This window comes from Pseudoalteromonas luteoviolacea S2607 (assembly GCF_001625575.1).
Lineage (GTDB): Bacteria > Pseudomonadota > Gammaproteobacteria > Enterobacterales > Alteromonadaceae > Pseudoalteromonas > Pseudoalteromonas luteoviolacea_E.
This window is the reverse complement of record NZ_AUXV01000006.1, coordinates 1-18598: the sequence shown is the minus strand read 5'-3', so window position 1 is coordinate 18598 and position 18598 is coordinate 1. Positions and strand designations below refer to the sequence as shown.

At 43.4% G+C, this 18598-nt stretch carries 21 protein-coding genes and 3 tRNA genes; 12 read left to right on the top strand and 12 right to left on the bottom strand.

Going from position 1 to position 18598, the window contains the following annotated elements; all coding sequences use genetic code 11:
- The first annotated feature begins 435 nt into the window (after positions 1 to 435).
- On the top strand, positions 436 to 906 hold the full coding sequence (locus N480_RS05285) for an Rsd/AlgQ family anti-sigma factor (RefSeq protein WP_063371498.1): 471 nt from the start codon (positions 436 to 438) through the stop codon (positions 904 to 906).
- A gap of 47 nt (positions 907 to 953) precedes the next feature.
- Here the strand turns inward: N480_RS05285 and fkpA are convergent, their stop codons facing one another.
- Positions 954 to 1709, bottom strand: a complete 756-nt coding sequence (gene fkpA / locus N480_RS05280) for an FKBP-type peptidyl-prolyl cis-trans isomerase (protein ID WP_063371497.1) — start codon at positions 1707 to 1709, stop codon at positions 954 to 956.
- Positions 1710 to 1984: 275 nt separating this feature from the next.
- On the opposite strand from fkpA, the gene N480_RS05275 reads away from it, so the two are divergent.
- On the top strand, positions 1985 to 2983 hold the full coding sequence (locus N480_RS05275) for a WD40 repeat domain-containing protein (protein WP_081231759.1): 999 nt from the start codon (positions 1985 to 1987) through the stop codon (positions 2981 to 2983).
- On the top strand, positions 2983 to 3195 hold the full coding sequence (locus N480_RS05270; RefSeq protein WP_063371496.1) for a SlyX family protein: 213 nt from the start codon (positions 2983 to 2985) through the stop codon (positions 3193 to 3195). Before N480_RS05275 ends, N480_RS05270 begins: the two co-directional genes overlap by 1 nt.
- 44 nt (positions 3196 to 3239) lie before the next feature.
- On the opposite strand, the gene N480_RS05265 is transcribed toward N480_RS05270, so the two are convergent.
- Positions 3240 to 3440: a YheV family putative zinc ribbon protein gene (locus N480_RS05265; protein WP_063371495.1), complete on the bottom strand. Its 201-nt coding sequence runs from the start codon at positions 3438 to 3440 to the stop codon at positions 3240 to 3242.
- A 123-nt stretch (positions 3441 to 3563) separates the two neighbouring features.
- Between N480_RS05265 and N480_RS05260 the strand changes: the two genes are divergently transcribed.
- The 6 genes from N480_RS05260 (at position 3564) to N480_RS05240 (ending at position 8903) form a co-directional block, all read left to right on the top strand.
- Positions 3564 to 5486 carry an ATP-binding cassette domain-containing protein gene (locus N480_RS05260; protein WP_063371494.1) on the top strand — a complete coding sequence of 641 codons (1923 nt, stop codon included), beginning with the start codon at positions 3564 to 3566 and terminating at the stop codon, positions 5484 to 5486.
- Positions 5480 to 5926 (top strand): TIGR02444 family protein, encoded by a 447-nt coding sequence (locus N480_RS05255; protein ID WP_063371493.1) that lies wholly within the window; start codon positions 5480 to 5482, stop codon positions 5924 to 5926. Before N480_RS05260 ends, N480_RS05255 begins: the two co-directional genes overlap by 7 nt.
- 119 nt (positions 5927 to 6045) lie before the next feature.
- The gene (locus N480_RS25580; RefSeq protein WP_169809458.1) at positions 6046 to 6186 is read left to right on the top strand and encodes a hypothetical protein; all 141 of its coding nucleotides are present in this window, start codon (positions 6046 to 6048) and stop codon (positions 6184 to 6186) included.
- A 202-nt stretch (positions 6187 to 6388) separates the two neighbouring features.
- On the top strand, positions 6389 to 7369 hold the full coding sequence (locus N480_RS05250; RefSeq protein WP_063371492.1) for a hydrolase: 981 nt from the start codon (positions 6389 to 6391) through the stop codon (positions 7367 to 7369).
- A gap of 8 nt (positions 7370 to 7377) precedes the next feature.
- Entirely contained in the window at positions 7378 to 7632 is a 255-nt protein-coding gene (locus N480_RS05245; RefSeq protein ID WP_063371491.1) for a YheU family protein, read from the top strand.
- A gap of 86 nt (positions 7633 to 7718) precedes the next feature.
- The gene (locus tag N480_RS05240) at positions 7719 to 8903 is read left to right on the top strand and encodes a dipeptidase (protein ID WP_063371490.1); all 1185 of its coding nucleotides are present in this window, start codon (positions 7719 to 7721) and stop codon (positions 8901 to 8903) included.
- 225 nt (positions 8904 to 9128) lie between these two features.
- On the opposite strand, the gene N480_RS05235 is transcribed toward N480_RS05240, so the two are convergent.
- The 5 genes from N480_RS05235 to nudE all read right to left on the bottom strand — a co-directional run bounded on the left by N480_RS05235 (position 9129) and on the right by nudE (position 11052).
- Positions 9129 to 9205, bottom strand: a tRNA-Met gene (locus tag N480_RS05235).
- A 44-nt stretch (positions 9206 to 9249) separates the two neighbouring features.
- A tRNA-Met gene (locus N480_RS05230) sits at positions 9250 to 9326 on the bottom strand.
- Positions 9327 to 9370: 44 nt separating this feature from the next.
- A tRNA-Met gene (locus tag N480_RS05225) sits at positions 9371 to 9447 on the bottom strand.
- 248 nt (positions 9448 to 9695) lie between these two features.
- Positions 9696 to 10487, bottom strand: a complete 792-nt coding sequence (gene cysQ / locus N480_RS05220) for a 3'(2'),5'-bisphosphate nucleotidase CysQ (protein WP_063371489.1) — start codon at positions 10485 to 10487, stop codon at positions 9696 to 9698.
- 1 nt (position 10488) lies between these two features.
- Positions 10489 to 11052: an ADP compounds hydrolase NudE gene (gene nudE, locus N480_RS05215; RefSeq protein WP_063371488.1), complete on the bottom strand. Its 564-nt coding sequence runs from the start codon at positions 11050 to 11052 to the stop codon at positions 10489 to 10491.
- A gap of 60 nt (positions 11053 to 11112) precedes the next feature.
- Between nudE and yrfG the strand changes: the two genes are divergently transcribed.
- Positions 11113 to 11784, top strand: a complete 672-nt coding sequence (yrfG, locus tag N480_RS05210; protein ID WP_063371487.1) for a GMP/IMP nucleotidase — start codon at positions 11113 to 11115, stop codon at positions 11782 to 11784.
- Here yrfG and N480_RS05205 read toward each other — a convergent pair.
- Positions 11781 to 12401, bottom strand: a complete 621-nt coding sequence (locus N480_RS05205) for a dUTP diphosphatase (RefSeq protein WP_063371486.1) — start codon at positions 12399 to 12401, stop codon at positions 11781 to 11783. The genes yrfG and N480_RS05205 overlap by 4 nt on opposite strands.
- A 119-nt stretch (positions 12402 to 12520) precedes the next feature.
- Here N480_RS05205 and N480_RS05200 point away from each other — a divergent pair, with 119 nt between their 5' ends.
- The gene (locus N480_RS05200) at positions 12521 to 13147 is read left to right on the top strand and encodes a peroxiredoxin-like family protein (protein WP_063371485.1); all 627 of its coding nucleotides are present in this window, start codon (positions 12521 to 12523) and stop codon (positions 13145 to 13147) included.
- Between the two features lie 37 nt (positions 13148 to 13184).
- Here N480_RS05200 and N480_RS05195 read toward each other — a convergent pair whose 3' ends face one another.
- The 3 genes from N480_RS05195 to N480_RS05185 form a co-directional block, all read right to left on the bottom strand.
- Entirely contained in the window at positions 13185 to 15521 is a 2337-nt protein-coding gene (locus N480_RS05195) for a fatty acid cis/trans isomerase (protein ID WP_063371484.1), read from the bottom strand.
- 15 nt (positions 15522 to 15536) lie between these two features.
- Positions 15537 to 15926, bottom strand: a complete 390-nt coding sequence (locus N480_RS05190; RefSeq protein ID WP_063371529.1) for a hypothetical protein — start codon at positions 15924 to 15926, stop codon at positions 15537 to 15539.
- Between the two features lie 113 nt (positions 15927 to 16039).
- Complete coding sequence (locus tag N480_RS05185) at positions 16040 to 16705, bottom strand: SDR family oxidoreductase (protein ID WP_063371483.1); 666 nt, start codon at positions 16703 to 16705, stop codon at positions 16040 to 16042.
- 142 nt (positions 16706 to 16847) lie between these two features.
- Here N480_RS05185 and N480_RS05180 point away from each other — a divergent pair, with 142 nt between their 5' ends.
- Entirely contained in the window at positions 16848 to 17606 is a 759-nt protein-coding gene (locus tag N480_RS05180) for a hypothetical protein (protein ID WP_063371482.1), read from the top strand.
- Here N480_RS05180 and N480_RS05175 read toward each other — a convergent pair.
- Complete coding sequence (locus N480_RS05175) at positions 17584 to 18381, bottom strand: VOC family protein (protein ID WP_063371481.1); 798 nt, start codon at positions 18379 to 18381, stop codon at positions 17584 to 17586. The genes N480_RS05180 and N480_RS05175 overlap by 23 nt on opposite strands.
- Between the last annotated feature and the right edge of the window lie 217 nt (positions 18382 to 18598).

Here is an 18598-nt window from a genome sequence, read left to right as displayed (position 1 = left end):
ATTAGAAACCTTGCTATAAAATGCCTGCGCAAAACAACAACAATAAACACCTTCTAATAAGAACAAGCGAATAGCTAAACTGTATTAGACCACCCTAGGGTGGTTTTTTTGTTTACGCATTCAGAATCATGCCAATAAAAAAGTCTTTGTTAGTTAATACTTAATTAGAATTATTAACAACCACACTCAACAAACCCAACTAAGGTACAAATGCAAGAAAATCCCCACTTTTTGCAAAAAGTGGTTGATCTTTTCATCAGTTTTCCTTTTCATAGAAGGCAAGATAACGTATTCGGTAGTACCAAATTGCTGTCTATTTTTGGGTCCAAACTTACATCCGGTTTTGGACGCTCTTAAACACAGTGTGTTCTTTGAGAAAATGCAACTTGGTCATTGCAGGGCCTAATAACAAAACGACCCGCTAAGGAGATAACTATGCTTTCACGGTTAGAACAAGCCCAACAAAAATGGGGAGGGAGCCATAGTGTAATCGACAATTGGCTTATGGAACGTCAGGAGCTGTTGCTACTGTACTATAAAGTTGCGGGACTATCTCCATTCGAAAACAGCGATAACGCACTGCCTGAACAAGTTCAAATCCAGTCTTTTTGCCAAATATTAATGGATTACTTGTCTGCGGGACACTTCGAAATTTATGACAACATCGTCGCAGCATGTAAAGAGAAAGGCCCGGAAAGTCTGAAACTAGCACGCTCCATCTATCCGAGAATCACCGCTTCGACCGATTTAGCGTTAGACTTCAATGACAAATATGCAGAAGCTAAAACAGATAGTGGTCTAGAGGACTTTGATAAAGATCTTTCTTCACTCGGAGAGGCGTTAGAGCAGCGTTTTGCGCTTGAGGATGAGCTAATCGATAACCTCTTCGCCAATCACAGCGAATAGTACGGAATTAAAAAAGGGCCTCAAGGGCCCTTTTTTAATGCTGCAAATTACTCTGCAGGCTTTTCTTTATCTTCTTGGATCTCAAGTAGCTCAACTTCGAAAACAAGTGTTGAGTTAGCAGGGATCTTGCCAAGGTTACGCTCACCATAGCCAAGCTCTGAAGGAATCGTGAACTTGAACTTAGAACCAACAGGCATTAATTGTAGACCTTCAGTCCAACCAGCAATAACTTGGTTAAGTGGGAAAGTAGCCGGCTGGTTGCGAGAGTAAGAGCTATCAAACTCAGAACCGTCTAGTAGAGTACCTTTGTAATGTACTTTAACGATGTCTGTCGCAACAGGCTTTTTGCCTTCGCCCGTTGACATTACTTCGTACTGAAGACCAGACTCAGTAACAGTTACGCCATCTTTCTTCGCATTTTCAGCAAGATACTTTTGACCTTCGTCTTTATTCTTCTTCGCGTCAGCTTCTGCTTTAGCAGTTTGCTTCTCACGTACAGAACTATCTAGTGCAGTTAACACTTCACGAATTTTTTCATCGTCAAGCTTTGCGTTACCAGCAAGCGCATCTTTAAAGCCACGCATTAGCAGCTCTTGATCAAGCTCGATACCAAGTTCTTTTTTGTCAGCAAGGTCTTTTTGCAAGAAGTTACCAACTGAAGCGCCAATACCGTACGCTTGTTGTTGAATTTCAGTTTCAAGTTTTACTTCTTCAACCTTTGCAGTTTCCTGCGCCTTTTGGTTACAAGCAGTTAATGCAAGTACTGACGCTGCAATTAAAGACAGCTTAATAGTTTGTTTCATTTTATTCTCTCCGACATCCGAGCAGCTAGAAACCAATGTTGCTCTCTAACCTCATTGTCTTGTTAAATAATTATTAATATAAAAAAGGTGATGTCACATTATCACTCATTGCCGTCAAAGCCAAGAATCTCACTGCTACAACTCAACCAAGGGAAATATCAGTGTGATAGACGACATTAGTTCCCTGATACGCTAATATCAGGTTTGTGGGCCAATCAATTTTACCACTAGTCTACTCGGTGAAAATCATAGAGTTAAGGGGAAATACCGAATTTATGGCCAAATTTTTTAAAATGCACATACTGCTCTTATTTAGTGCCGCAATTGTTGCAGTATCTGGATGTTCACCGGACAGCTCAAAAGCAAATCTAACGGTAGAACATGCTGCGAGAGGTGCATTTGCTGCTGCTATTTCACACGACGGTCGTTACAGTTTAGTGTCATCTGTCGAACACGGTGTAGTTTTATGGGACAACACAGCTCACGGACTGCAATATCAGTGGACGCACTCAGATCAACCCGACGACCTGGTTCACTCTCTCGCTATTGCACATGATAACTCGACTGCAGTCACAGCAGCCAGCAACCGCTTTGCTGTTTGGCGTTTATCTGACGGCAACAATATTGGTTATTATCAGATAGATAACGGCACAATTCGAGACATTGCTGTGAGCAACAATGGTCGCTATGTACTCTATGGTCGCAGCGACAATGTCGTTGTCCATCTCGACTTAGATAGCGGAAGGCGCTTAGAGTTCCTTGGACATCAAGAAAAAATTAATAGCATTGCTTTATCCCCCAACGGTCACTTTGCGCTTACAGGCGCCAATGACTATAGCGCTTACTTTTGGGATACGCGGACAGGGCAAGTACTTCACCGCTTTAATCACCCCAGTAGAGTCACCAAAGTTGCACTCGATCCACAAGGGCGATACGCATTTACTGCTGATAGCATGAAAAAAGCCAGCATATGGCAGCTCACTTCGGGTGATCTTGTTGCACAATTACAGTATATTGCTCGCCAGAAAATCTTTAGCGCAGTGCGCTTTAATCAGCAGGGAGATCTTCTCGCCACGGGCTCACCCAACCGCCAACTCACATTGTGGCGAGTAAGCGATGGTGCCAAATTGGATACTTGGCTCGTTAAACCTCGAGAAGGAAGCCGGCCGAAATCAGCCGTTGTGTTTGATGTTGCGTTTGCGAAAAGAGATGCACTGCTTGTCACAGAAAGCTCAAGTGGCTTAATGGAACAATTCGAAAGAGTAAAAGAGTAATGACTGAATTAGAAAATCGGGTGTTCGAGCTGGAAGCAAAAGTTGCCTTTCAAGAAGACACCATCGAGACACTTAACGATGAGTTAAGAGTGCACCAGTCCCGACTGGCGACGATGCAGCACCAAATCAAGCTGCTAGCTCAAAAAATTAGTGAAGGTAAAGATAATAACATGATGCCAGTTGAGCAAGAGCCACCACCACCGCATTATTAACCTTCATCTGTGATGATGCGCGCTGTTGCGCATCTCTGCCTCTCTTATTGAGGCTTGAACACACCGATCACTTGTTCAAATTGACGGGTTGATGCCTGCACGGCCTCTTCAGGCTGTGTCATAGAATGGCCGCATTCTACACACTCTACTTTTTCAACATCATGTTCTTTGTATAACATCATGACATCCATTTTGTTACACGCTGGGCATGATGCGCCCGCAATAAAACGCTTTTTAGTTCTCACAATACTACCCCGCCTTCTCTGTGAAAGGGTTATTTTATATTAGTTCACCGCGCTTTGATACGCTTGTCGTTGAGTAATAGATCCATGTTATCATGCAGCCAGAAGATTTAAGTCGAGCATATTATGATCCAACTTTCTGATATTGAACTGTTACGTGGCGGTAAAACACTGCTAAAAAATGCCAGTGCAACTCTTTTTGCCCAACATAAAGTCGGCCTAGTCGGTGCCAACGGCTGCGGCAAGTCCTCACTATTCGCTTTATTAAAGTCGCAATTGCACGCTGATGCCGGTGATTTTCAGATCCCAAAAGATTGGTCCATTGCTTCCGTGAAACAGGAAACGCCAGCACTATCCATTTCTGCGCTTGAATATGTGTTACAGGGCCATCAGCAGTATTACGCATTGCGTGAAGCCCTTCACGCAGCAGAAGCCAAGGCGGACGGTGAACAGCAAGCAAAAATCCACCAGCAGTTAGAACTTGTAGGCGGGTATGGTATCGAGGCCAAAGCAGGAGAGCTACTTCATGGACTTGGATTTAGCAACGAGCAACTGGCCTTTGCCGTTAGCGAGTTTTCGGGTGGTTGGCGGATGCGCCTTAATTTGGCCCAAGCCCTGATCAGAGATGCTGACCTATTGTTGCTCGACGAACCTACAAACCACTTAGATCTCGATGCTGTATACTGGTTAGAGCGCTTTTTGAAAGCATATCAAGGAACGTTAGTGCTGATCTCTCATGATAGAGAGTTTTTAGATGCTGTCATTGACCAAATTTGGCACATAGATCAACAGTGTATTAATGTCTATAAAGGTCATTACTCTCAGTTTGAACGCCAAAAGGCAGAGCGAATGGCGCAGCAACAAGCGATGTTTGAAAAACAACAGGAAACGATTGCACACTTAGAAAAGTTCATTACACGCTTTAAAGCAAAAGCAAGTAAAGCCAAGCAAGCTCAAAGCCGAGTGAAAGCACTCGAACGAATGGAAAAACTCGCTCCTGCGCACGCTGATTCCCCCTTTAGCTTTGAGTTCGAAAACCCGGAAAATATCCCTAACCCGTTGATGACACTTGACCAAGCCCAAGCTGGGTATGGTGACGTCACCATACTGCACCAGATCAAGTTTAATTTGGTACCGGGTAGCCGAATTGCACTATTGGGTAGAAATGGTGCGGGTAAATCAACGCTTATCAAACTACTTGCAGGTGATATAAAACCTCAAGCTGGCGAGGTATTTCAGCACCAAGGGCTGAAAGTAGGCTACTTTGCTCAGCACCAACTAGAGTCTCTAGATTTACAAGCCAGTGCGGTCACCCATTTACAACGACTTGACCCTCTCGCCACTGAGCAGAGCCTCAGGGACTTTCTTGGCGGGTTTGCCTTTCATGGTGACAAGGCGCTTGAGCCAGTCGCTCCTTTTTCTGGCGGAGAAAAAGCTCGCCTAGTATTGGCTATGTTAGTGTATCAGCAACCTAACCTCTTATTACTGGATGAGCCAACCAACCACTTGGACCTAGAGATGCGTCATGCCTTAGTGATGGCACTACAAGGTTTTGAAGGTGCGATGGTCACTGTTTCGCACGACCGCCATATGCTGAAAAATACCGCTGACGAATATTACCTTGTTGATAACGGGACTGTTTCTGCTTTTGGTTATGACCTAGATGAGTATTACCAATGGCTACTCAGCGCCAATAAAGAGGCAAAACAAAAGCCAGGTGTCGATGACAAAGCGCATTCAAGTGTCAATCGCAAAGAGCAAAAACGCTTAGAAGCTGAATTTAGAAAGTCTGTACAACCTCTGAAAAAATCCATCGACAAATTAGAGAAGTCGCTCGACAAGCTCACCTCTGCACTCGCTGAAGTTGAGAGCCAACTCGCCGATAATTCACTGTACGAAGCTGAAAACAAAGCCAAGCTTACTGAGCTATTAGCACAGCAAGCTCAGTTAACCCCCGAATTAAACGACACGGAAGAGTCTTTGCTTATAGCTCTTGAAGAGCTGGAAGAAAAAGAAAGCCAGTTCGCCGAAAACGGGACTATATGCTAGAGCAAGAGCTTTTTTGGCACTATGCTTGCCAGTTATACAGTAATAAACAGATGGAGGAAGTGCTCTTGCACTTCCAAGATACGCATGGCAAAAACGTCAACTTGTGCTTATTACTGGACTATACAGCTGAGCTTAATCAACAGCTTTCGCAAGCGGATGTCAATGCACTGATCCAATGCGCTGAGAAATTAGACGAACAGCTCCTTTCACCCTATCGCCTAATTCGTCGTACATTAAAAGTTGAACACAGTACATCCCCTAACTACTCGGCGGCGCGAACAAGTTTGCTAAATGCGGAGCTTGAATTAGAAAAGCTCCAACAGCACTCTCTAGTCGAACAAGTAAATACGTGCTCCACATTGTATAACACAGATGCGAACAACCTTGCACTATACTTGCCAGAGTCCCTTGTGCAGCAGTTTCTCAGCGCTAAATCATGATCAAGATCAAGCGTCAACACGAGTCAATATCGGTTAATTTATAAACTTGATCTCGATCATAACGATCATAGTGGTGCTCCTCTACTATTAATTCATCGACAAATTGAGGAGACACAGCCATGAACGTATTCTTTAGAGATTTCTTTACCGACCCAGTGTTGTTTTTATCTTTTGGCATACTTGGGATCGTGATCGCGCTGTGCATCTACTATGTTTACTACTTTGTTAAAAAGGTCAATGAAGCAGAAATACCTGAGTAAACACATGTAGGTCGAAAAGATTGTTAAGCAAATTTAGTTCCCGTTTCAAGAATTAAGCACGACGCACAAAGCACCTTATCAGCCCAGCTGGTCGGGTGCTTTTTATTTTCAGCTTCACAATTTCGTACCGTTAATTATCTTTTATGTTCAGCTCTGATACACTGGCAAAGTTAAAGTGTTAGCAAGAGAACTATTCTAATTTATGTCACAGCAGCTTGATCTTACTTTTAGACCAGCTTGGTGGATGCGTAACCGTCATGCGCAAACAATACTCCCGAGAGCATTTAGACCCAGACTCAAAGCCAATGTCCATTATGAACATCTTCAGACACCGGATGATGACTTCCTTGAATTGGCATGGGCTAAAAATGGTAACAAACAAGCTCCGTTAGTCATTGTTTTACATGGTTTAGAAGGCAACATTAATAGTTTTTACGCCAAAGGAATGTTGCATGCCCTCGCCAAAACAGGGCTTGATGCCGTACTGATGCATTTTCGCAACTGCTCTCGCGAAGTTAATAAACAAGCAAGGGCTTACCATAGTGGCGAAACGCAAGACCTCGGTCATCTAATCAAGACTTTACAAACACGCTTTCCAGATCGCGCACTGTTTGCAGTTGGGTTTTCTTTAGGTGGTAATGTATTAGCAAAGTATTTAGGCGAACGCGGTCAAAGCAGTGGACTACAAGGTGCCGCGGTTGTTTCAGCCCCTTATCACTTATCCTCTTCTTGCCAAGTGATCCGCAAAAGTTGCTTTAAGCTGTATCAAAAATATTTGTTAGATAGAATGAAAAAATCTTTCTCCCGAAAGCTTGGTCAAATCAGTGGACAAATCCCATTAAATGCAGAGCAACTTGCCGAAATTAACGACCTATGGCAATTCGATGACCAAGTAACGGCACCATTGCATGGGTTTAAAGGCGCTGAAGATTATTACGCGCAGGCTAGCTCTCAACCTTATTTAAGCCTCATTGAAACACCAACTTTACTGATCCATGCAGAAGATGACCCAATGCTATCTAAACAAGCTGTACCTGTTGCTGCGCAGATCAGCAAACATATACAACTGGCTGTTTCGCAGCGCGGCGGCCATGTTGGCTTTATCACTGGAGCAAACCCGCTAAAACCCATATATTGGCTAGAACAAGTCGTTCCAGCCTATATTCATTCTCTTATTAAATAGTGACATTTATGCTGATCCCATATCAACAGATTGACCCAACCACCCTAGTTACCCTTATTGAGCACTACGTTTTACGAGAAGGAACCGACTATGGTGACAGTGAAATCACAACAGAACAAAAAGTAGCACAAGTAAAAGCACAACTACAAAGCGGTGAAGCCCTAATCGTATTCTCTGAATTACACGAATCAGTCAATATTGTGAGCAAAGCTCAGTTCCAAGCGATGCAAAGCGAAGACTATCAATCTGAATCCATTTACTAATACCAAGCGAGAATACTGCTTTTGGGATTGAGCCGCGTGAATTAGTTGTTACAATCAAACTTCACAATCATAATAAAGGCGCAAAAATGAAGTTAAGCTCAGCTCTTTGTGTTCTCGCATTAGCGGTTTCATCGGTTCATGCTAAAGAATACTCTGCATCGGAACGTGCCATTCGTTTGGCTCAAGAGAACCTCCTTATCGACACGCATATTGATGTCCCCTATCGCATAAATGAGAAGTGGGATGATGTTTCAAAAGCAACCCAAGGTGGTGACTTTGATTATCCTCGCGCGATGAAAGGAGGCCTCAATGCGCCTTTCATGTCAATTTATATCCCTGCCAGCCTAGAATTTGAAGGTAAGGGGAAAAGCTACCAACTCGCCAACCAGCTCATTGATGGCATGGAAGCATTAGCGCAACGTGCGCCTCAAAAGTTTGCTATGGCGTATAGCACCAAAGATATCGAAGCGCAGTTTGATAAAGGTTTGATGTCTATTGCAATGGGCATGGAAAATGGATCGCCAATTGAAGGTGAACTCGCTAATCTTACCCACTTCTTTGACCGGGGTGTCCGCTATATCACCCTTGCTCATTCACAAAGTAACCACATCTCTGACTCTTCATACGACGTCCGCAGAAAGTGGAAAGGCCTCAGTCCGTTTGGTAAAAAACTCGTTGTCGAAATGAATAAAATTGGCATGCTTATCGATGTTTCTCACATTTCTGATGCCGCATTTTATCAGGTAATGGAAGTATCTAAGGTGCCTGTCATAGCATCTCATTCATCCCTGAGAAAATATACGCCAGGGTTTGAGCGTAATATGGATGATGACATGCTCTTAGCGTTAAAGAAAAATGGCGGTGTAATCCAAATCAATTTTGGCTCGAGCTTTGTTACTTCTTCATCTCGCAATTGGTATGACAAGCGCAGCACAGAAGAAAAAGAAGCAACCAGCCGCGGGGCTAATAAAACTGATTTCCGCGCTGCCTATATCGCTCGGAACCCATTTCCATTTGCCACATTAGAGCAAGTATTAGATCACATAGATCACGTTGTGAAGTTAATTGGGATAGAGCATGTTGGTATTGGCTCAGACTATGATGGCGTGGGTGATTCATTGCCCATTGGGCTAAAAGATGTATCTACTTACCCCAACCTTGTTCAAGGCCTGCTAGACAGAGGGTATAGTGAAAAGGACATTAAGCTTATCCTTGGTGGCAATACACTTAGAGTGTGGAAGCAAGCCGAAGCATACGCCGCGAAGTTCTAGTGTCTTACTGGGTAAGTGAAGGCTTGCCCTTATTTTTATACTTACGCTTTCAGTCTATTGCGACAGCGGAGCAATTAAGTTTAAAGTGTCAGTGTTGACAACTGAATAGAAACTAAAATAAAGACGAAAACACAGCATTTGAAAATTAAATATGCGAATAAAAAAGACAAGGGATAAACACTAATTAATGCTTGAAGAAAAGAATAGTTAGACTGATACAGGAATTGGTTGCGGGAGCCGGATTTGAACCGACGACCTTCGGGTTATGAGCCCGACGAGCTACCAGGCTGCTCCATCCCGCGCCTGTATCGTTAAGTTTGTTTTACTTCTTTCTTAACTAAGAAGTTGGTTGCGGGAGCCGGATTTGAACCGACGACCTTCGGGTTATGAGCCCGACGAGCTACCAGGCTGCTCCATCCCGCGCCTGTATCGTTAAGTTTGTTTTGCTTCTTTCTTAACTAAGAAGTTGGTTGCGGGAGCCGGATTTGAACCGACGACCTTCGGGTTATGAGCCCGACGAGCTACCAGGCTGCTCCATCCCGCGCCTGTATGCATCTAATGATGCGTCTTTAAAAAAGTGCTTTTCAAGCTCTTCCGTAAAGAGGTCGCTATAATATCTAAATTTATTTTTATTGCAAGGATTTGACGAAAATTAATTTTTTAAGCGTTTAAAAAACACACAAAAAACCAAATTTAACTATGAAAGTGTCATTTTGCGTTGTTTATATCGGTCTCAGTGATGCTTTTCATGCTGTTATTAAAGCTAAAAAGCATCCCCTTCAAATTGCTAAATCACCTTTGGTGAGGGCTGATCAGTTTTTGAAATTGCCAATCTGGATGACCCATGACGATGAAATCTGGGTTTTCTGTGGTTTCTCGTTGATTATAGGTCAAAGGGTTAAACTCAGCGTCCGTGATACACCCTCCGGCTTCTTCAACAATCACTTGCGACGCACCAGTATCCCACTCTCCGGTTGGACCAACTCGCAAAAAGCAGTCTGCTTTACCTTCAGCAATAATGCATGCTTTTAGCGAACATGAACCGAGTGCAATGGTATCAAACTGGCTATTCAAATACTGACTTACCGCTTCTATTTTCTGCCTGCGGCTGACTGCTAGCGTCAATGTGTCTGGCGGTGAGACAAAAATCTGTTCATCATGGCCATGTTCACGCTTAAAGGCACCGCCCTCTTTAGTGGCAAAGTAAGTGATCCCCTTAGCTGGCCAATGGATCACGCCCAACACAGGTTGATGATTCTCAATTAATGCAATATTCACTGCAAAATCACCACTTTCTAAAATAAATTCGCCCGTGCCATCCATGGGATCTAGTAACCAGTAACGCTGCCAACCCTGACGTTGCTCTAATGGCGGAATCGGTGTCTCTTCAGACATAATCGGTATCTCTGGGGCAAGTGCTGTAAGGCCACTTAGCAATACCTCATTTGCCGCGAGATCCGCAGCAGTGACTGGTGTGTGATCAGATTTTTCTTGCTGACCAATATCCTCTTTTTGGTAAATCGCCATAATCGCTTTACCAGCCAGTTGTGCCAACTCAATACATGGCTCTAAGTAGGTTTGCAACTTAAACCTCCTTTAGTAAAAACTGCTGTAACAACAATAGTGCAGCCACACTTCGTGCCTCAGTAAAGTCGGGTTGTTCAAGTAGCGTCTGCCAATCTGATAATGGCCATTTAACCACCACTAAAGGTTCTGGCTCATCCCCTTCTAATCTCTCTGGGTACAGATCTTTAGCAACTAAGATATGCATATGCGCATTAAAATAGCTTGGTGCCAAAGAAACTGTTTTTAGATCAGCGAAAAAATTTGCACCAAAGCCGACTTCTTCTTTTAACTCTCGATCACCTGCCTCTATGGGCGTCTCCCCCGGATCTATCAATCCCTTTGGGAAGCCTAATTGATAATCATGTGTGCCTGCACAATACTCTCTTACTAATAGTAGTTCATTTTCAGCAGTTATTGGCACAATCATCACAGCTCCACGTTTACCTCCCTTAACGCGTTCATAAAGCCTTTGTTCTCCATTTGAAAACTGTAATGAAAGGGCCTCTACGGTAAACAGCTTACTTTTCGCAACAACTTCTGAAGATAAAATTTCCGGCGGACATGGATGCTTTTTCTGTGACATAAACTTTTATTTGCTATGATGGTGATAATACAATCATAAAGCCTTTGCAGTTAAAAGCCTATGCTAAATTGGTCAAATATCGACACAGTCCTACTTGATATGGACGGCACTTTGCTAGATCTCCACTTTGATAATCATTTTTGGTTAGAAATCATCCCTAAAGCACACGCAATCAAGCAAGGAATTAGCCTTGAGCAAGCCCGTGCTGACATCCTCGCGAGATATGACGCAGTCATGGGACAAATTGAATGGTACTGCTTAGACTATTGGCAAACGCAGTTACAACTTCCCATTATGGAGCTAAAAAGAGAGGTCCAAGATTTAATTTCCGTTCGTGAAGACGTACCAGACTTTCTACAAGCCTTAAAATCCGCTGGGAAAGAACTTATTTTACTGACCAATGCACATCCAGACAGCCTCAGCCTCAAAATAGAACGCACACAGCTCAGTGGTACGCAATTTGATGGTTATTTAGATAAAGTGATTTCAACACATCAATACGGCGTGAGTAAAGAGAGCCAAAGTCTTTGGCAGCAAGTGCAAGCAGATTTAAAATTTGATAAAGCTCGAACATTGTTTGTTGATGACAGCTTGAGTGTCCTTGCAGCTGCGAAGCAATATGGTATTGGCCACTTATTGGCGATTGAGAATCCTGATAGTCAGCAAGCTCCGAGAGAGATCACCGACTATCCAGCAATTAGCGACTATCGAACGCTACTGCCAATAAACTAAGCAGGGTAGCGCGCTTCTAAGCCGGTATACACTTGTTTTGCAAAGTCTGGGTGCTCAGTATCCAGGCTCTTTACAATTTCCACTAAGTGTTCATTGTCTTCTTTTTCATCCCACACTTTAACGTAGGTCCCTTCTTTATAACCGTGATCTTGGCGGAAGAAATTCAGCGTATTTTTACCAACATAACCACGGTACAAATCATCAACCGACATGCCAATTTGCTGCATACACCCAGCAAAAGCAGCCGCGTTGAAGGATTTCTCGGCAACCGCACTTGCCGCTAAGCGCTCCAGAGTTTGCTTAAAATCTTCTGCTTGTTCAGGTGCAGCAAGTTCAGCATCTAATTGCTTTGCAAGCTCTTCAAATGATGTTTCGCCGTCAATTCTCAACGACAGTCCAAAATGAAAAATATCTACCAGCTCTAAGATAACTTGCTCAGTATCCGGCGTTTGTTTTTTCCACCATTTCCAGCCGTAGTGATCAAGCATTTCTGCACACTCAACCCATATTGCTCGATACCATTCAAAGCCTTGACTAAACCATTGCTCATGCACTTTGGTATTCATCGCATTTTGCATTTCCAGCATCACTACTAGCTTGGTGATATTTGCAGACATATTTACTCTCTTTGAGGTGATAAATAAAAAAGGATACGCGTAATATCATACCCGAGCGAAAGCATTTCGTCACTTTGCCTGTCTAATAACATTCACTAATGCTTAATACAGAGGAACCTATGCCGATTTTACTGATTATTTGTCTGATTTTGATTACGCCACTCGCTTCTGCGGCGACTGTCACCAACATCAGCAACTCGCCTGAATCTGTGTCGCCGTTATTACCAGGCCTTCAAGCCCCAACGCTTACTTTAAAGAATAGCCAGGGCAAAGCGGTCAATTTAGCAACATTGTATAAAAATAAAACATCAATTGTTGTTGTGTATCGTGGTGGTTGGTGCCCATATTGCACGCGCCAACTAAAAGGTATCCAAGCGATTGAGTCTCAGATTGCTTCATTAGATGCTCAAATAATTGCGGTTTCACCCGATTCACCTGACGTGCTCGCGAAAAGCACCATTGAATCGCCGAACTATTTACTACTTTCAGATAACGAAATGGCCTATGCGCAGGCTTTAGGGTTAGCCTACTTCTTAGATAACAAAACAGCTACAGCATATCGCAATAAGCTTGGTGTGAATTTTGTCGACCTTGATGGTAATGACCGTGTTGCACTGCCAGTTCCAGCGGTGTTTGTCATCGATAAAAAAGGCCTAGTTCAGTTTCAATATGCAAACCCTAATTACAAAGTCAGATTAGATGAGAAAGTATTACTGGCAGCCGTTACTGCCGCCAGTAAACTCTAATTAAATATCATCACCGTTAAAGTGTATACCTGACACTTTAACGGTTTTCTAAGCGGTTATAGTCGAATAAACCGAACTCTACACCTCGATAACGCCTTGCAACGTCATGTAATAAATCGCTGTATTGCCAAAATTGTGGATGTGTTCTCCGGATACCAAACTGCGCTTTGAGCGCTCTGTAACTGGCTTCGTCCACAACCTGCGAAAAACCAGCCGTAAATGCCTCAACATGAGCTTGGTTAGGCAAATACCAAATAGCTTCTGGATAATCACCAACAAACCCAGGAAGCACAGTGACATAATCCTCTTCATATGCACGCTGCCCAGATTCATTCAACAGACTTGATATATTGAAATGTGCATTGTGACGCAGCAACGTATAAGCTTGGTGCGAACCTTGCTCATCACGGACAAGAATAAATGTCACTTGAGGTAAAGTTTTAACCGCCGCGATTGGCAATCGGTTTAATTGTTTTAAACCTTCGGGTACCGCGCGGTAGTCATACTCTTGATGTAATACACCGCTTAGACGCTCGCTTATTTTTAAGTACAGCTCTGACTGAGGGTCATCTGTCTGATACTCAATTAGACTCTCTGCACCCAGTAAACTCTTGCGATTGATAAATTCACTCAGACTCAAATGTGACTGTCTATACCAATACTTTTTAATTTCTTGTCGATGACTTTTTGGCAATAAGTTCAGGTAGTTCTGTTCACCCTCTAAGCGAAGAAAATCCATATATAAGCGTGTGATCAGCTGATGGCCAATATTGCCATATACATCAAAGCCCGCAACGAGTAAGTAATGGATCCGTTCAAACAAAGCATAGTCCAATACCCATGCCGTCTTCGGCTGTTGCCCCACAAACCCTTTTACGACAGTTGCACTGTTAAAATGACGAAAGATAGTCAGTGCCGCATTTGGGTTATGGCCATCCCCTTGCCATATAAGATCTAAGTCTAATTTACCGCCATGGTTGAAAATTTGATTGGATAGCTCAGTTTTTGCTTTGAGGTAATCACTTTGTCGTTTTGCATACTTCGCCCAACTCGACAGAGGGAGCACATTGCTCTGCTCAGCAGCTGGCAGTATTAAATCATCATCATGTTCCACGAGTAATGCTTCTACCGCTGGGTTGGCATTTTTATCTGGGTCCACAAAAGCGACCCAAAAGTGATCATTAATCACATTAAGCGCAATTTGCCCACGACATACAGGACCTTTGATAAAGCCTTTTACAATAAGCTCAGCTTCATCTAACATAAACTGATAGCGTGACTTAACAGGAATCGCAGCAAATGTTTTAAAAGGATTTGCAGCTAACTTAGGGGCATATCCTGGCAATGCATTTACTTCATAATCACTGCCTAGAAACTGAGAGTATAAACGGCTCATTTTATGGTCATCTAACGCTAATGGAAGGTGCGTTTTTGACAGCAAAGTGCTGCGCTCGTGCATCAAACGATAGTAAACCCGTGGCACTTTTGGATCATCAAATGGGCGAACCGTCGCAATTAACTCAATAGGTGTTCCAGGCGGCGTTTTAGAGCGAACTAATTTGAAAAAAGTATTATGGCTATATTTGGCAAAGTATATATTGGCCAAATACCAATGTTCATATATATAACGTGCCGCTAGTTGAGGTTTATTACCTGACTGATTTAAAAATTGCTCCCATTTATCTACCTGCTTTTGTATCTCTTTTGAGGGTGGGGCAATCTCTCCCATTTGCGCGCCTTGCTCCAACCAATTTTGTAATTGTGCGAACTCATGACTAGTCAATGCAGGAAGCCCATAAGGCATACCGCCATGCGGATTGGCCCTAGCGTAATCGTCATACTCGTCTCTTGTTGGGCAGCTTTGTGTTCTATCCAAGGAGAAATCAAACTCATTCCCTAGTATGGCTTGCTCAGGAAAGCTATTGCGCTGTTTCAACAATAGACTTTGATACATTACACCACCGTATAAATTGGCATATTCAGTCTGCACGCGCTCATTCAATACCGCCGAAAAACCTTTTTCACGCCACTGTGCTGTCGTTGTTGCATCAAATAGCAACCTAGTGGGAGACTCAGCTAAAAGTCGCGTACCATCGTATACTAAGGTTTTACTTAATCCCCTATCAATGCCCTGCGGGGAACTCAGCTTGAGCTGACAAGGGGCATCATAGCAACCATGACATACAACACAGCGGTTATCTAAAACGGGTTTTACTTGTTGTAAGTATTTTGCTCCACCTTGAGAGTATGAAACCACGCGCGCTCGCGGCTGTTCAGGACCAAATAAATCGTCGTAATGACTGACACCTAATACCGCACACCCACTCAATAAAATGAGTATGCTCACCAACCAGATTAAACGCTTCTGCGGCATTGCAGGACTCCGAAGTTAGTTTGCAGGTTGCTCGTTATCCTCTTCATCATCGAGGCCTAAGTCGAATGTTGGCATCATATCTACTGGCGGCGATACAAATAACACCTCAGCATCAGCAGGGCTCAGCACCGCACTTAATACTGGGCCGTGATTTAATAGCAATTGCGCGTGATGACCATTCGCCATTAAAGCAGTGTAACTGGCCTCGATGTCTTGTAGTTCGTAGCTATCTAACGGAATACTAATACTTTGTTCAGGGACTGGGTTTTGACATAGGTTAGCAAGTAGATCAGCTGTTAAGTTGACTGAAATTTGCATATCGGGACTGTCGATATCACGATGCTCTAATTCGTCGTCTAATAAAAATAAAGGCAAGGTTAGCGGAGTGTTTTCTTGTAGTTCCATGCTCATACTCTAGAATCATTTTGTGCAAGTGTAGCATAGTTCCATGAACCAAAACCGAACAATATCCCTCGACAAAAGGGCATCATGAACAGCCCTTTTCAGTGGTTAATTAACTACCAAGGCAGTACATCACCATTAGAATGCCAAAAGCTACCAGAATTGGCTAGATTCAGTTCTTCTATTCTTTGAATCAGACGGCTTGCCGCTTCTTCTGGCCCAATATCTCCCGCATAGTTCACCATTTGAGTTTGCACAAACCCCGGATGTAATAATGCCACTGCAATCCCCCTCGGCTTCAATTCATGAGCGAGGCTCACACCCGCCGCATTCAGGGCAGCTTTTGACATACGATAGCCAATATAAGCGCCTGAACCATTATCAGCAATTGAGCCCATCCGGCTGGTCACCATCGCCACTTTGGCACCTGATTGCAATAGGGACTGTAAGGCATAAGTGACGCGAATAGGCGCGACAGCATTGACAGCGAGTTGAGCTTCTATGCGCGTAAAGTCCATATCATGAAGGCTTTCATTACTGAAAATACCCGCATTGTTTATTAATATATCAATTTTCCGACCTTGCAACTGCTCAGCAAGTGCCATAACGTCAGTTTCTTGGCTGACATCAATGCCTGAGATAATATCAACAGAGAGCGCTTTTAATTCTTTTGAACTCTGTCTCACTACCGCCGTCACTTGATAGCCTTGCTGTGAATATTGACGGCAAAACGCCAACCCAATACCTCGATTAGCACCTGTAATGACAATATGCTTGTCCATTCTCTATTTCCATTATTTAGATATACCGATATATAGAATTGGGGGCACAAATTAGTAGATTCAAGGACGGCACACAGGCAATGTACCAGAGTGTCGCAGTTCTGCTAGGCTTATAACACGACCCCACTCTGGACCAAGCAATGTGAAGCTCTTGATCGCAATGGCGGCTATGCTTTTCGCACTTCAGTCGATTGCCAAGGAATACAATATCAATGTAAGTGAAAGCATGTCATTTCACTTAGGCAAAAAACAGGTGGAGCAAATATTTACAGCAATATATAAGCCACTCGATATTGCGCCACAATTTCATTACTTACCTTCCCAAAGAGGACTTCGATGGGTAAACCTAGGCCAGTTTGATGCAGAAGCTGGCAGAGTAGAAAGTGCCATGCATCAATTCGACTCACTTATTCCTATCCCAACCCCGCTAGCAACTGTACGCCTAGCAGTTTTTTGCTTGGACCCTCAGTTTTGCAAGGTAAATCATAAAGAAGGCATGGTTATTATTGAAGGCAGTTTACTATCAGTACAATTTTGCGAACGTTTTGCGCTCAACTGCCATGCTGTCCAAAATACAATTTCGGCTTTTCAGGCACTGGCCAAAAGTCACAGCCATCAACTTCTTGCGACTGATCATTTTAGCATTGGCTCACTATGTGATTCTGGGCTACAAAAAATCTATATGTATATCTTACCTGGGCAAGGGGTAAACGTACGACACTATATCCACAAAAAGCACTTACCCCTGCTTTCTAAAATTGATCTCAGTATCAAAGAAAAGCTCGCTAGCGGCGAGCTCAACGCATTTATTGATAGACTGAGTAATGAATTTGCTAACTGCAATGGCCAAATTATCGAAATCGACGCACCACTAAGCCCTAAGGATCAATTGAATCCATAGATGAAGCCATAACAGAAAATACTGCGCCTTGTGGGTCGGTTATTACCGAAAAACGCCCAACATCGGGAATATCAGTAGGAGGAACGCATACCTGACCACCCAGTGTTGCTGCTTTTTCTGCACTCTCATCACAGTCTTGTACTGCAAAATACAACATCCAATGAGGCGGCACCCCTTGCCATTCTGCAGTCATTTGCAACATGCCAGCCACAGGCTTGCCGTTGATACTAAATATCACATAATCCATATTCTCCATTGCTTGATGTGTTGCTTGCCAACCTAATAACTTACAATAAAACTCTTCACTCTTGGCACTATCTTGGCTTGCTAACTCGTACCAATATGGCGTTCCTGCTTCTAATTCTCTTTTTGTGCCAACATGGCCTCCAGCTTGCCAAAGCGCAAAATTGGCACCACCTGGTTCATGCAACAGCACCATTCGGCCAGCTTCCGGCACATCATGTGGCCCCGCTATGATTTCAGCGCCTAAAGCCTTAGCACGCTCAGCCAATTCATCGACATTATCTACTGCAATATAACCTAACCAATGACTTGGTACTTGTGCTTCCTTTTGTTCCGGCATCATTTGATACATGGCTGCAACATCGTCTTCTTCTTTTTGTAGCATCGTGTAGAAGCAATCTTCGCCAATTGGTTGATCCACACTCTGCCAACTAAACAGCTGAGTATAAAACGATTTACCTGCTCCCCAATCAGAACTACAAAGCTCTGACCAACAAAACTCCCCTATTTGTTTTCTTTCAATACGTGCCATGATTATTATTCCTAATAGACGAACCCACTTACAGTTAAGCAGATATTAGTTTATTCGCAATCTAGAATGACTCAGGTAAGCACATAGCCTGATGAGAAAGGAGTAACAGGTTAGCTTACGACGGCGAACGTCATGAGTACGCTTCTTTTGCGCAAGGTGAAGTGAGCCGGTTTAGCTGCTGCCAAGGGACTTAAAAGCAAAAAAGCCCGACTCTTTC

Coding starts and splice junctions, on each gene's coding strand:
- N480_RS05285 (WP_063371498.1), top strand. CDS start 436: ATGCTTTCACGGTTAGAACAAGCCCAACAAAAATGGGGAGGGAGCCAT.
- fkpA (WP_063371497.1), bottom strand. CDS start 1,709: ATGAAACAAACTATTAAGCTGTCTTTAATTGCAGCGTCAGTACTTGCA.
- N480_RS05275 (WP_081231759.1), top strand. CDS start 1,985: ATGGCCAAATTTTTTAAAATGCACATACTGCTCTTATTTAGTGCCGCA.
- N480_RS05270 (WP_063371496.1), top strand. CDS start 2,983: ATGACTGAATTAGAAAATCGGGTGTTCGAGCTGGAAGCAAAAGTTGCC.
- N480_RS05260 (WP_063371494.1), top strand. CDS start 3,564: ATGATCCAACTTTCTGATATTGAACTGTTACGTGGCGGTAAAACACTG.
- N480_RS05255 (WP_063371493.1), top strand. CDS start 5,480: ATGCTAGAGCAAGAGCTTTTTTGGCACTATGCTTGCCAGTTATACAGT.
- N480_RS25580 (WP_169809458.1), top strand. CDS start 6,046: ATGAACGTATTCTTTAGAGATTTCTTTACCGACCCAGTGTTGTTTTTA.
- N480_RS05250 (WP_063371492.1), top strand. CDS start 6,389: ATGTCACAGCAGCTTGATCTTACTTTTAGACCAGCTTGGTGGATGCGT.
- N480_RS05245 (WP_063371491.1), top strand. CDS start 7,378: ATGCTGATCCCATATCAACAGATTGACCCAACCACCCTAGTTACCCTT.
- N480_RS05240 (WP_063371490.1), top strand. CDS start 7,719: ATGAAGTTAAGCTCAGCTCTTTGTGTTCTCGCATTAGCGGTTTCATCG.
- nudE (WP_063371488.1), bottom strand. CDS start 11,052: ATGTCACAGAAAAAGCATCCATGTCCGCCGGAAATTTTATCTTCAGAA.
- yrfG (WP_063371487.1), top strand. CDS start 11,113: ATGCTAAATTGGTCAAATATCGACACAGTCCTACTTGATATGGACGGC.
- N480_RS05205 (WP_063371486.1), bottom strand. CDS start 12,401: ATGTCTGCAAATATCACCAAGCTAGTAGTGATGCTGGAAATGCAAAAT.
- N480_RS05200 (WP_063371485.1), top strand. CDS start 12,521: ATGCCGATTTTACTGATTATTTGTCTGATTTTGATTACGCCACTCGCT.
- N480_RS05195 (WP_063371484.1), bottom strand. CDS start 15,521: ATGCCGCAGAAGCGTTTAATCTGGTTGGTGAGCATACTCATTTTATTG.
- N480_RS05190 (WP_063371529.1), bottom strand. CDS start 15,926: ATGGAACTACAAGAAAACACTCCGCTAACCTTGCCTTTATTTTTATTA.
- N480_RS05185 (WP_063371483.1), bottom strand. CDS start 16,705: ATGGACAAGCATATTGTCATTACAGGTGCTAATCGAGGTATTGGGTTG.
- N480_RS05175 (WP_063371481.1), bottom strand. CDS start 18,381: ATGGCACGTATTGAAAGAAAACAAATAGGGGAGTTTTGTTGGTCAGAG.